A 12,286-nucleotide genomic window follows, 5' to 3' on the forward strand; every position below is an offset into this window, starting at 1 on the left:
GGGTTACCTAACTTCGATTGCGTGACCCCTCACGCCCCCACTGCGCCCTCCGGCTCCGGAAGCGGCACCCCGGGCCCGGTCGACTTCGCCGTCGACCTCGGCGCCCAGGAGGTCCTCCGACGCGCCCAGGGCAGGGGCGCCGGTGGACTCACCGGCCGCTGACCGGCGGTCGGACGAAAATGGCCGATCGGAGGAAGAGGGAGCCCTCGGGGGCTTCCTAGCCTGGATCGGCACCGCGCATCGGGGGGACCGAACGCGAAGGAAGATCGCCTCCATGGGCAGCAGCACCAACAGTTCCGTCGGTTCCGTCCGTCGGCGTCGACTCGGTTCCACCGTCGCGGCCACGACGGCCGCCCTCCTCGGCCTGCTGGCCGCGACCGGCGCCCCGGCGTCGGCCGCGCCGGGCGGCTCCGCCGACCAGGCACCCGACCGGGCGGCGGACCGGACCGCCGCGGGGTCCGAGCGGGCCGGTGCGCCCGCCGCGGCTCCCCGGGCGGCCCGGGAGGCCGGCGCGGCGCCCGCCGCGGCGTCGGTCCCGCTCGACATCACCCGGCTCGCCCAGGGAACGGGCAAGGACATCGCGATCACCATCGACGACGGTCCCGACCCCCGGTGGACCCCGCAGGTGCTGGACGTCCTGCGCGAGAACCACGTCAAGGCCACGTTCTGCATGGTCGGCACCCGCGCGCAGGCCCATCCGGACCTGGTGCGGGCGGTCTCCGCCGACGGCCACAAGCTGTGCGACCACTCCGTCGACCACGACGTCACGATGGACCACAAGCCCGTGGCCTACCAGCGCCAACAGATCCTCGACGGCAAGGCCATGATCCAGAAGGCCGTGCCGGGGGTGTCCGTCGACTACTACCGGGCGCCGGGCGGCGCCTTCACACCCGAGAGCCGTGCCGTGGCGGCCGAGGCGGGCATGCGACCGCTGGGCTGGAGCGTGGACCCGAAGGACTGGAGCCGGCCGGGCCTGGAGGCCATCGTGTCGGCCGTCGAGGCCGACCTGCCCCGGCAGCCGACGGTCCTCTTCCACGACGGCGGCGGCGACCGCAGCGAGACGGTGGCCGCGCTCAAGGAGTACCTGCCGTGGCTCAAGGAGCGTGGCTACACCTTCACCTTCCCGGAGCGCACCGGGCGGTGACCGGTCACACGGTCGGGTTTGCGGGTTGTCGGTCCGGCGGCAACGGCCGTTGCGCGATCGGGTGACGTACCGTCACGCCCCGCGCCCCTCGCCCGTTACGGAGACGAACGCCCCTGCCGGGGGCCCGTTAACGTTCCAGCGAAGGAATATCCGCACATGCTGAAGAAGATGATGGTCACCGCCGCAGCCACCGCCGCCACGATCGGCGCCGGCGCTGCCGTAGCCGCCCCGGCCATGGCCATCGGCAACGACAACGGGATCAACACCGTCAACGGCAACGGCGCCGTCCAGGCGTACGGCAACCAGAAGACCCACGGCGACCAGAGCCCGCAGCTCGGCGCGGTCCAGGGCACCCTGAACAAGCCCTGCATCGGCCTGCCGGTCAAGGTCAACGCCCAGTCGCTGGTCGCGGTCCTCGCCAACGTCGGCGTCCAGGACGTCAACGTCCTCGCCAACCCGCAGAACCAGCAGTGCGCCGAGAACTCCACCCAGGCCAAGGGCGACGAGCCGCTCTCGCACCTCCTCAGCAACATCCCGGTCCTCTCCGGCAACGTCTCGGCCAACAGCTGACCCGACGGTGAGGCCCGTCGCGGGTGTCCGCACGAACACCCGCGGCGGGCCTTCGCCATGTCCGGATGTGACAGAACGGCGTCATTGCGGTCGCGTGCGGCGCACGTGACCATGGACGCATGTCCACGAACCGCCGCGTCGTCATCGCGGTCTTCCCCGATGTCGACCTCCTCGACGTCACCGGTCCCGCCGAGGTGTTCGCCCTGGCCAACCGGGAGACGGACGGGCGGGCCGGGTACCGGGTGGAGCTCGCGGGGCCGACGTCCGGCGTGGTCACCACCTCGGCGGGGGTGCGCCTGCTGACCGACCTCTCGTTCGCGGAGGTGGACGGCGTACTGGACACCCTCCTGGTGCCCGGTGCGGTGGACCCGCACCCGGACGGGCCCGTGGCCCGCATCGACCGGGAGGTGGTGGAGTGGCTGAGGACGGCCGCCCCCCTGGCCCGGCGGGTGGCGTCGGTGTGCGTGGGCGCGCACCTGCTGGCGGCGGCCGGTCTGCTGGACGGCAGGACGGCCACCACGCACTGGTCGACCGCGGCGCAGCTGGCGGCCGACCACCCCGAGGTGACGGTGGACCCGGATCCGATCTTCGTCCGGTCCGGGAACGTGTGGACGGGGGCGGGCATCAGCGCCTGCATGGACCTCGCGCTGGCTCTGGTGGCGGAGGACCTGGGCGAGGAGACGGCCCTCGCCGTGGCCCGACAGTTGGTCATGTACCTGAAGCGCCAGGGTGGCCAGAGCCAGTTCTCGGTCCCGCTGTCCCGCCCTCCGGCGGCCCGCCGGGACATCGACGAACTCCGCATGTTCATCGCGGACCACCTCGACGGCGACCTGTCCGCGGCGGCCCTCGCGGCGCGGATGTGCCTGAGCGAACGCCACTTCGCCCGGGTCTTCCGCGCGGAGACGGGGACCACGCCGGCCGCCTACGTCGAGACGGCGCGGGTGGAGGCGGCCCGCCGCCTGCTGGAGAGCACCGACCAGCCGCTGGACGAGGTGGCCGGGGCCTGCGGGCTCGGCTCGGTGGAGACCCTCCACCGGGCGCTGCGCAAGCGGATCGGGACCGCCCCGGCGGCCTACCGCAGGCGTTTTCGCACCACCGGCTGATCGGGTTCTCCGGCGCCCCGGCCCCGGCCCCGCAACAGCAACAGCAACAGCAACAGCAACAGCAACAGCAACAGCAAGGATATTGTCATGCCCATTTCCAAGACCCTGCGCGACGTGGTCGGCCTCGACGACACGCCGCCCCGGCTCGCCGACAGCACCCTGATACTGATCGACTTCCAGAACACCTACCGGACGGGCGTCATGGCCCTCGAAGGAGCCGAGGAGGCCCTCGCGGCAGGGGCCCGGCTGCTGGCCGCGGCCCGGGCGGCGGGCAGGCCGGTCGTCCACGTCGTCAACGACGGCGGCGTGGGCACCCCGTACGACATCCGGGCCGAGACGGGCGCCATCAGTGCCGAAGTGGCTCCCGTCGAGGGGGAGACCGTCGTCGTCAAGCAGGTCCCCAACGCCTTCCACGACACGGACCTGGAGAAGGTCCTGCGGGAGTTGGGCGCGGGCCCCGACCTCGTCCTGGCCGGGTTCATGACCCACATGTGCGTCACCTTCACCGCCCAGGGCGCCTTCAACCTCGGCTACCGCCCCACCGTGGTCGCCGAGGCCACCGCCACCCGGTCGCTCCCCGCCCCGGACGGGTCCGCCGTACCGGCCGCCACCCTCCAGACTGCGGCGCTGACGACCATCGGCGACCTCTTCGGCCCCGTCGCGCGCACCGTCGAGGAGCTCGTCTCCTAGGCCGGCCGCGGGCCCGGCCGTCCCGCCCCGCCGGACACGGGGGTGGCGGCGGGTCGGGGCGGCCGGGCCGGACGGCCGGGGACCGGGCGGGACAAGAGTTCCGGTGGACGCGGAAGGCGGCGCCACCGGAGTTCTCTCCCGCCCGGTCTTGTCACGCCTCCATTCGGTCAATTTCCTTGAGTTCAGATGGAGTTACACCGGATTGTCCAGAACCGTCCGCTGTGCTCCGCACTCCCCCCGGGCTACGTTCGGCGCGCTGTTCCGTACCACGGCAGCAAGCCATCACAAGTCGTCCCACCACCTTGGGAGTTCTCATGGCAGACATCGACGTGGGCACCACCTTCGACGCCCACGACCTGGACCTCGGCGGCATCACGGTCACCACGATGCGTGACACCTCCGGCGTCTCCTCCTTCGCGGCCAACACCTCCACCTCGGGCTGCGGCTTCCCCACGGCCTGCCAGTGGACCTGCAGCCAGATGCCGCAGCACGCGCCCGGCGTGGTCTGAGCCGCCGCCGTCGCGGCCCGTCGCGGCGCCCCGCCGAGGGGTGTCGCGACGGGCCGTGTCCCCCCTCCTCCCCCTCGCGCCCGACCCCGCCCCTCCCCCGACGGAGTTCGAGCCGGAAAGGACCGGACGCCATGACGCCCCCCGTGCCCGCCGCTCCCGCCGTACGCACGGCCCCGTACGCGCTGGTACGCGCGACGGTGCTCAGCCACCCCGCGCAGTCCCCCGACGCCGCCGTCTTCCGCGCCGGGCTGGAGCGTCTGACGGAGCTGGAGGCGGCGCTGGCGGACCTCCGCCCGCGACTCGCCGACGCCCTCTACGAGAGCCGGGGCGGCCACGCCGACACCTTCCACCGGGACGTCGTCCTCCCCCTGCGTCGCGCCGTGCACAACGCGCGCGAGCCCCGCCCCGCGCTCCTGGACCGGCTCGGCGACCTGCCCGAACGGGTGCCGCCGTTGCGGGAGTGGCTCCTGCTGCGCGAGAGGCTGGACTCGGTCCGCGCCTGGGTCGCCGAGTCGGCGCCCGGCGCCCTCGCCGCGGACCGGGAGGCCCTCGCCGTGCAGTGCCGCGAGCCCGCCTTCGCGCTCGCCGCCTCCTACACCAGCGCCGACCTGCTGGCCGCCGTCGAACGCGCCGCCGGCGGAGCCGGGGTCGGGCCGGACGGCCGCGCGCGCCGGGCCCGCAAGGAGGAACCCGGGGTCCTGCGGCACGCGGTGCGCGCCGCCACCCGCACCAGCCCGCTGTCCTGGTTCACCGCCGTCGGGTGGGGTCCCCTGACCGTCCGCCCGGGCGCCCGCGAGACGGTGGTGGCGGAGTGGGGGGAGGGGAACCTGCTGGGCACGACCCACAACTCCGTCCGCGCCAACCGCACGCTGGTCACCGCCCTGTGCGACGCCCTGACGTCGGATCCGCGCCGACGGGCCCTGCTCCCCCACCGCCTGACGAGCGCCGCCCGTACGGTCGACGGCCGCGCCGTGTTCGCCCGTACGCGCCTGGTCTCCGCCACCGGCCGCGTCGTCCTCGCCGACGAGGACGAGGTCGAGGTGGCGGCGAGCGCGCCGCTGGAGCGCGTGGCCGAGCTGTGCCGCACACCGGTCACCCCGGCGCGGCTGGCGGCCGCCCTGGCCCGGCCCGAGGATCTGGCCGCGGCGTCCGCGTACGTGGAACGGCTCGTGGACACCGGACTGCTGGTGCCCGTACCGCCGGTCGGACCGCAGGATCCCGAACCGCTGGCGGCGCTGGCCGGCTGGCTGCGCTCCCTCGGCGCGGAGGAGGACCGGGCGCTGGCCGGTCTGATCGACGAGGTGGCCGACGCGACGGCGAAGTTCGGCGCCGCCGATCCGGGCGGGCGCACGACCCTGCTGCCCCTGCTGCGCGAACTCTGGAAGGCCCTGCTCGGGGCGGCGGGCCGGCCGCTGCCCGAGGGCGAGCCGGCGCCGATCGTGCTGTCGGAGGACGTGGCGGCCCGCGAGCCGGTGGACACGGAGGGCCTGCTCACCGACGCCGACCACGAGGCGTTGCACGAGGTGGGCGCGCTGGCGGAGTTGTTCGACCTGGGGCACGTCCTGCGGCGCGCCGTGCGCGACCGGTTCGTGGCCCGTCACGGGGTCGGGGGTGTGTGCCACCCGATCTGGGACTTCGCGAAGGAGACCGTCGCCGCGCGCGAGGACACCATACGCACGACGGAGCGAGCCCCGGGCGAGGAGCTCGACCTGGCCGCGCTGCCGACGAGGGCTGCCGAACTGGCGCTCCTGCGGCAGGAGTTCGTACGCGACGCGCACGAGCGGGCAGGGGCCCGGGAGGATCCGGACGCCGATGTGGTGCTGCCCTCCTGGCTGGTCACGGACGTGGCCCGCAGGCTGCCCGGCTGGACGGCGAACCGCCCGTTGTCGTACGCGCACTTCCTGCAACGCGACGGAAGGCGCGGTCTGTTGGCCCTCAATCACCTCTACGGCGGCTGGGGGCGGATCGGCAGCCGGTTCCTCGACCAGCTCGACCCCCGCGCCGCCGGAGCCGTCGGGGAGGAGGTCGCGCGGGAGGTGGGGTCCGGCCGCGGGCGCGGCTCCCGGCCCGCGCAGTTCCGCCTCGTCCGCGGGTTCAACGCCAACCTCCAGCCGCTGTTCCTGCCGGACGAGATCACCTCGGACGAGGTCGGACCCGGCGGTGCCGAGCCGGCGGGGCGCGGGCCGATCTCCGAGTCCGACGTGGAGCTCTTCCACGACGTGGCGAGCGACGAGGTACGCCTGCGCCTGCGGGAGGGCGGCGAGCCGCTGGACGTCTTCTACCCGGGCCTGCTCGTCCCGGACCGGCTGACCACGCGCAGCGCCCCCCTGATCCACGACCATCCGGAGGGCGTCGTGTCCTTCGCCTCGCTGGTCCCCCAGCATGTCAGCCAGGTCCCCGGCGGCGAGTTGGTGCGTACGCCCCGGCTGCGGCACCGGCACGTCGTGCTGCGCCGGCGCCGCTGGAAGCTGGCCGCCGGCACGGTCTCCGAGCTGCGCGCCGCGCTGACCGCCGACGGCGAGGTGCCCTTCGAGGCCGCGGCCCGCTGGCGCTCCCTGCTCGGGGTGCCCGACCAGCTGTTCCTGCATCCGGTGCCCGCTCCTCCCGCCGAGGGGGTCGGGCCCGACGGACGGGCGCCGGACTCCACGACGGTGCCCAAGCCGCAGTTCGTGGACCTGGGAAGCGCCCTGCACCTGCGGTGCCTGGACCGCTGGCTCTCCCGGCATCCCGAGGGCGTGGTGCTGGAGGAGGCGCTGCCGGCGCCGGGCGGGCGGGCCCGGCCCGCGCGCGCCGTGGAACTCGTGGTGGAGACCTACCGGGCGGGGAGCGGATCGTGAGCGACGTACGCACGCACGGCCCGGACACCGCGCCGCCGCGGCGGGCCCCCGACGACCCGGTCGCCCCCGCCCCCGCCCCCGACGCCCCCGACGCTCTCGACGATCTGGCGCGCCGGCGGCTGCGGCCCGGAGTGGGCGTCAGCCCCCTCACGGACGGTCTGCACCTGCGCGGGTGGAGCGGCAGCGTCACGCTGGAGGGGAGCCCGGCGCTCCCCGCGCTGTGGCGGATGGTCGCGGACGCCCTCCTGACCGAGGACGGGCCCCGGGCCCTGGCCGACCGGGTCGCGCCCGGGACACCACTGCGGGGCGCCCTGTGCACGCTGATCGGGCAGTTGCACGGCAACCGCCTGCTGGCCCCGGCCGCGTCCCCGCCCGCCGGGAGCGGCCCGCTCGGCGACTGGCTGTCGCGGTTCGCCGACCGTCCCGCCGAGGCCGCCGCCGCGCTGCGCTCCGTACGGGTGGAGGTGGCCTCGGGCGGGGCCGACGACGGCGCCCTGGCGGCGGCGGTGCTGAGCGCCCTGGAGCGCGCCGGGGTCGCGGCCTTCGAGGCGCCGGCCGAGGAGCCGAGCGGATCCGCGAGCGGGGACGGGATCGGGGACGGGATCGGGATCGGGATCGGGTTCGGGGGCCGGGTGGCGCTGCGGGCCCGCCGGGCCGACGGCACGGAACTCGCGGTAGCGGCGGGCGTCCACCCCTCCGGCGGCTTCGTCACCCCGGTCGGCACCCGCGCCGGGGCCGAGGCGGACGGGGCCGCGCTCGCGGCCCGGACGGCGGGCGCCGCCGGGGAGGACCTCGGCTTCGGCGGCGAGGCGTCGCGCGCGCTCGTCGCGGGCAGCGCCGTCCAACGGCTGTTGTGCGCCCTGGCGGGGCTGCCCGACCCGGGGATCGAGGGCGAGGACTCCGAGCCCCGGCTCCGCCTGCCCTCGGCCCTCGTCGCCTCCGTGGACCCGCTCCGGTCGGACTACCACCCCTGGCTCGCGGGACCCCCCGGATCCGCCGCCCCGGCCCGGCCGCCCGCCACCCTGGCCGACGCCCTGGCGGGGGTGACCGCGCTGACCGACGAACGCCTCGGCGTGCTGGAACCCGCCCTGCCGGGGGCGTTGCCGCAGCTGCCGGTGGCGCTGGTCGCCGGCGCGCTGCCGGACGGCGGCCGACTGACGGCGGGCGGCGCCCGCGCCGACCTCGCGCGGCTGGACGCCCTGTGCCACGTGGCGGAGCTTCGCCTGGCGGGTGCGGTGCCCGGGGTGGTCGTGGGGGCGGGGCCCGGTCACGCGCTCGGCCGGGCGCTGCGCCGTGCGGCGCGGAAGCCGCCCGGGCCGCACGGCCCCGCCGTGCCCTTCGACCCGTACACCGCCGGGCACGCGCAGGCCCGCCACTGGTGGAGCGTGCTGACCCGGCGCCTGGGCGTACGGGCCGGGCTGCGGGTGGTCCGGCTCGACGCGGCAGGCGCCGCGCACCGGGCCGACGTGCACGCGGAGTCGGGTACGGGAGAACGGCTGTTGCTGGGGCGGGCGGTGGAGGCCACGGCCGGCGACGCCGTCGCCTTCGCGGCGCTGGCCGCGCTGGTCCGCGTACAGGCCGGCGCGACGGACGGAGCGGCGGACGGAGCAGCGGACGGAACGGCGGACGGCGGGCAGGCCGGGGAAGGGGCGTCGGCGAACCGTCACACCGCCTCCCCCGGTGGCGAGACCTGCGAGCTCGCCGTGGCCGGGGTGCCACCGGCGCCGTGGGAGGACGAACGGTGGGCGCAGGGCTGGTGGGCCGCGGTCGCCGCGCGCGAACCGGGGCTGCGCGCCGCGCTCCTGGCCCTGACCGGCCTGCGCGTCGCGCCCGCGACCGTCGCCGGGCCGGCCGCCCCGACGACCCTCCTGACCGCGCTGGCCCGCTGCGGGTTCACCGTCCTCGCGACGAGCGCGCCGCACGAAGACGTCGAGACCCCGAGGACGGCGCGATGACCGGCTCCCCGACCGACCGCCACCGCGCCGACGCACTCGACGTGCTCGACGTGCTCGACCTCCGCACGGCGCTGACCACCGTCTCCGGGCGGGCCGTCGTGGTGCTGGACGACTGGACGCCGGCGGACGCCGCCGCGCTGTCGCGGCACGCGCTCGACCACCCCGTGACCCTGGTGCCGGTGCGTCACGACGGCGCGGTCGCCGTGGTCGGCCCCGTACTGCGGCCCGGTGCGCGGGCCTGCGTCTCCTGTACCGAGTACCGGCGGCTCGCCACCATCGGCGGGCGCGTCCCCTGGGACAGCCCCGGGATGCGGCTGACGGGCGGCCCCTCCCCCGCGCTGGCGGACGGCGTCGCGGCGCTGGCCTCGGCGCTGGCGGCCGAGCCCGCCCCGGCGCCCGGGTCCGGTGCGACCGTGGTGGTCGTGCACAGCGGCCGGGGCACCTGGTCGACCCACACCGTCCGTCCCGTCGGCGGCTGCGGGGTGTGCGCCCCGCTCCCCGAGGACGCGGTCGGGGCCGGGGCCGGCTGGTCGCGTCCCGGGTCGCGGCCGCTCCCGGACCCGTCGGTGCTGCGCGGCCCCAACGACCGTACGGGGACGGCCGCCCTGCGGGCGGAGCTGTACGACGAACGGTTCGGGCCGGTCCACCGCGTGACGCGCACCGAGGACTCGGTGCACAGCCTGACGAGCGCGTACGTGACCCTGGGACGGGCCCAGCGCGACGGCGGGTACGGGCGGGCGCTCGACTACGAGGGCAGTGAGCGCGTGGCCCTGTTCGAGGCGGTCGAGCGGCTCACCGGGATGAGCCCGCACGGACGACGGACCGTACTGCGCTCCTCCTACGCCGCGTTGGGGCCGGAGCGTGCGGTGGATCCGGCGCGCCTGGGGTTGCCCGATCCCGCCCACCACGGCCATCCGGGCTCGGCGACGGTGCCCTACACCCCGGACCTGGAGCTGGACTGGGTGCACGCGTGGTCGCTGACGCACGACCGGCCCCTGGCCGTGCCCGAGCACGTGGCGTACTGGGATCCCGCGCCCGGGCGGCCCCGCGTGGTGTACGAGAGCTCCAGCGGCTGCGGTCTGGGCAACAGCCCCGAGGAGGCGGCGCTGTACGGCCTGTTCGAGGTGGCGGAGCGCGACGCGTTCCTGATGGCCTGGTACGCGCGGACCCCGCTGGGCCGGATCGCCCTGCCGGACGAGGACCCGGAGGTGCTGCACCTCGTCGACCGGGCGGAGACGGCCGGCTACGCCCTGACCCTGCTGGACGCGACGAACGACTTCGGCGTCCCGGCGGTCGTCGCGCTCGTCCGGCACGAGGACGTCGGCTCGGCGGCCCCCCAGGTGTTCCTGGCCGCGGGGGCGCACCACGACCCGCGCGCGGCGATCCGCTCCGCCGTGGTGGAGGCGGTCACGAACGTGTTCAACGCCGCCCAGCGGTTGCGGGCGGAGCCCGAGGAGCACGACCCGCGCCGGTTGCGGCGGATGCTGGAACGGCCCGAGCTGGTCGCCTCGTTGTCCGACCACACCGCGCTCTACGGTCTCGCGGAGGCCCGCCCGCGCGTGGACGTCCTGGACGGCGGCGGCCGGGCGAGGCCCTGGCGCGAGGTCTGGCCGGGGGCGCCGGAACCGGTGACGGACCTGTCGTCGCTGCTGTCGGCGACGGTACGCCGGCTCGCGGAGGCCGATCTGGAGGTGCTGGTCGTCGGCCAGGACGAGGCGGGGGTGCGGGAGCGGCTCGGTCTGTACGGGGCCAAGGCGATCGTGCCGGGGGCGTTGCCGATGACGTTCGGGCACGTCAACCGGCGCACCCTGGGGCTGCCCCGGCTGCTGGAGGTCCCCTACCGCCTGGGGCGCGCCCCGCGACCGTTGCGGCACGAGGAACTGGTGCCGCACCCGCACCCGTTCCCCTGAGCGGCCCGGCCCGGGAGCCGTGCGGTCGGACGGCCCGGCCGGCCCGGCAAGGCCCCGTCCCGTCCCCCCGCCGGCCGGTTACCGTGGGGTAGGCCCGTACGGGTGCCCTGCTGTACGGTCCCTCGCACGAGGGGCGCCGGTACGGGGCGCGCCCGCCGTGCGGGGACGAGCGGGGTCGCCGTCCCGGCGCGGGTCCGAGTCGAGGAGTGAGGCGGACGCCCATGGCCGACCACGACCTGTCGGGCTTCGAGCACGACGCCTTCGCCCACGGGGGCGCCACGCGGGCCGTCCTGCGGCGCGGCAGCGGACCGGCGGTGATCGTGATCGCCGAGATACCGGGCATCACCCCGAAGGTGTTGGAGTTCGCGGAGCGGGTCGCCGCCGTCGGGTGCACCGCGGTCCTCCCGGTGCTGTTCGGCACGCCCGGACGCGACCCCCACCCCGGGGCCCACGGCCTGCTGCGGGGCGGGCTCTACACCGCGGCGAGCATGTGGAACGTCTGCGTGAGCCGCGAGTTCACGGTGTTCGCGACCCGACGCGCCTCCCCCGTCGTGACCTGGCTGCGGGCGTTGGCCGCGTCCGAGCACGAGCGGTGCGGCGGACCGGGCGTCGGGGCCGTGGGCATGTGCCTCACCGGCGGGTTCGCCCTCGCCATGGCCGTCGACGACCGGATGCTGGCGCCCGTCCTGTCGCAGCCGTCGCTCCCGCTGGGCCTGACGCGCAGCCGCCGCGCCGGCATCGACATCTCCCCCGAGGACCTCGCCACCGTACGGGGCCGGTGTGAGCGCGAGGGGCTCCAGGTGCTGGGGATGCGCTTCAGGAGCGACCGCCTCTCCCCCGGCGACCGCTTCGGTTTCCTCCGTCGAGAACTCGGCGACGCCTTCGTGGCCGTCGAGTTGGACGACGCCGACGCCAACCCGGACGCCGTGCTGCCCCCGCACTCGGTGCTGACGGAACACCTCGTCGACCGGCCGGGCGAACGCACCCGGGAGGCCCTGGACCAGGTCCTCGACCTCTTCCGCGCCCGCCTCCTCGACGGGAGGCCCGCCCGGGGAACCGTGTAGAAGACCAGGACCGTCAGCCGATGTGCACCACCCGCGCCCACGACGGCGGCTCGTCCGGGACGTGGTCCGGGTCGTCCTCGTCCCACCCGTCGGAGCCCGTGCGGGGTAACAGCCCGACCACCGTCCGGCAGGCCGGTCGGGTCGAAGGCCAGGGCGTCTGGCCGTCGGTCGGCACGACGACCACGTCCGGGCGGGGCCGGGCCCTCGGCGCGGCGGCGAACCCCAGGCGCAGGTCCGTGATCCCGCCGGCCACCAGCGGGATCCCCTCGGCCCGGCGCAGCGGGTGCACGGTGGCGGTCTCGATCACGGCGGCGGGCACGGCGTACTCGCGTGCGCGCGGCCAGAAGGAAGGGACGAGGGGCGGGAGGCGCCGTCCGTCGGGTGAGGGTGCGTCAGCACTCACCTCGTACGGACGGGACCCACGATCCGTGAGAGGCGTCCGGGGTCATGGCGGGGAACGTACGGCGCGCCGCCGGGACCCCGCCAGGGCTCTTTCGACCGTCG

10 protein-coding genes and 1 pseudogene are annotated in these 12,286 nt (G+C 76.0%); 10 read left to right on the top strand and 1 reads right to left on the bottom strand.

Features of this window, described 5'->3' with window-relative positions; genetic code table 11:
* Positions 1–21 precede the first annotated feature (21 nt).
* From ACZ6ZI_RS05190 to ACZ6ZI_RS05235, 10 genes are all read left to right on the top strand, one after another.
* Positions 22–162: a hypothetical protein gene (locus ACZ6ZI_RS05190; RefSeq protein ID WP_469516187.1), complete on the top strand. Its 141-nt coding sequence runs from the start codon at positions 22–24 to the stop codon at positions 160–162.
* Between the two features lie 112 nt (positions 163–274).
* Positions 275–1,144: a polysaccharide deacetylase family protein gene (locus ACZ6ZI_RS05195; protein WP_469516190.1), complete on the top strand. Its 870-nt coding sequence runs from the start codon at positions 275–277 to the stop codon at positions 1,142–1,144.
* A 156-nt stretch (positions 1,145–1,300) separates the two neighbouring features.
* Positions 1,301–1,714 (top strand): rodlin, encoded by a 414-nt coding sequence (locus ACZ6ZI_RS05200; RefSeq protein WP_469516193.1) that lies wholly within the window; start codon positions 1,301–1,303, stop codon positions 1,712–1,714.
* Positions 1,715–1,833: 119 nt separating this feature from the next.
* Positions 1,834–2,817, top strand: coding sequence for a GlxA family transcriptional regulator (locus ACZ6ZI_RS05205; RefSeq protein WP_469516196.1), 984 nt, complete (start codon positions 1,834–1,836; stop codon positions 2,815–2,817).
* An 87-nt stretch (positions 2,818–2,904) separates the two neighbouring features.
* A complete protein-coding gene (locus ACZ6ZI_RS05210; RefSeq protein WP_469516200.1) occupies positions 2,905–3,507 on the top strand; it encodes an isochorismatase family protein in 603 nt (200 codons plus the stop codon).
* 314 nt (positions 3,508–3,821) lie between these two features.
* On the top strand, positions 3,822–4,016 hold the full coding sequence (locus tag ACZ6ZI_RS05215) for a thiopeptide-type bacteriocin (protein ID WP_469516203.1): 195 nt from the start codon (positions 3,822–3,824) through the stop codon (positions 4,014–4,016).
* Positions 4,017–4,147: 131 nt separating this feature from the next.
* Positions 4,148–6,853: a lantibiotic dehydratase gene (locus tag ACZ6ZI_RS05220; protein WP_469516205.1), complete on the top strand. Its 2,706-nt coding sequence runs from the start codon at positions 4,148–4,150 to the stop codon at positions 6,851–6,853.
* The gene (locus ACZ6ZI_RS05225; RefSeq protein ID WP_469516209.1) at positions 6,850–8,808 is read left to right on the top strand and encodes a hypothetical protein; all 1,959 of its coding nucleotides are present in this window, start codon (positions 6,850–6,852) and stop codon (positions 8,806–8,808) included. Before ACZ6ZI_RS05220 ends, ACZ6ZI_RS05225 begins: the two co-directional genes overlap by 4 nt.
* Positions 8,805–10,718, top strand: coding sequence for a TOMM precursor leader peptide-binding protein (locus ACZ6ZI_RS05230; RefSeq protein WP_469516212.1), 1,914 nt, complete (start codon positions 8,805–8,807; stop codon positions 10,716–10,718). The genes ACZ6ZI_RS05225 and ACZ6ZI_RS05230 overlap by 4 nt, the downstream gene beginning before the upstream one ends.
* Positions 10,719–10,939: 221 nt before the next feature.
* Positions 10,940–11,782 (top strand): dienelactone hydrolase family protein, encoded by an 843-nt coding sequence (locus ACZ6ZI_RS05235; protein ID WP_469516215.1) that lies wholly within the window; start codon positions 10,940–10,942, stop codon positions 11,780–11,782.
* Positions 11,783–11,795: 13 nt separating this feature from the next.
* Here the strand turns inward: ACZ6ZI_RS05235 and ACZ6ZI_RS05240 are convergent.
* Positions 11,796–12,203 (bottom strand): annotated as a pseudogene (locus ACZ6ZI_RS05240) (DUF2201 family putative metallopeptidase); the annotation flags it as partial.
* Between the last annotated feature and the right edge of the window lie 83 nt (positions 12,204–12,286).

Source organism: Streptomyces sp. NPDC103540, from assembly GCF_055584445.1.

Excerpts from the sequence above, each read along its gene's own strand:
- ACZ6ZI_RS05235 (WP_469516215.1), top strand. The coding sequence starts at position 10,940 with ATGGCCGACCACGACCTGTCGGGCTTCGAGCACGACGCCTTCGCCCAC.
- ACZ6ZI_RS05200 (WP_469516193.1), top strand. The coding sequence starts at position 1,301 with ATGCTGAAGAAGATGATGGTCACCGCCGCAGCCACCGCCGCCACGATC.
- ACZ6ZI_RS05205 (WP_469516196.1), top strand. The coding sequence starts at position 1,834 with ATGTCCACGAACCGCCGCGTCGTCATCGCGGTCTTCCCCGATGTCGAC.
- ACZ6ZI_RS05210 (WP_469516200.1), top strand. The coding sequence starts at position 2,905 with ATGCCCATTTCCAAGACCCTGCGCGACGTGGTCGGCCTCGACGACACG.
- ACZ6ZI_RS05215 (WP_469516203.1), top strand. The coding sequence starts at position 3,822 with ATGGCAGACATCGACGTGGGCACCACCTTCGACGCCCACGACCTGGAC.
- ACZ6ZI_RS05195 (WP_469516190.1), top strand. The coding sequence starts at position 275 with ATGGGCAGCAGCACCAACAGTTCCGTCGGTTCCGTCCGTCGGCGTCGA.
- ACZ6ZI_RS05220 (WP_469516205.1), top strand. The coding sequence starts at position 4,148 with ATGACGCCCCCCGTGCCCGCCGCTCCCGCCGTACGCACGGCCCCGTAC.
- ACZ6ZI_RS05230 (WP_469516212.1), top strand. The coding sequence starts at position 8,805 with ATGACCGGCTCCCCGACCGACCGCCACCGCGCCGACGCACTCGACGTG.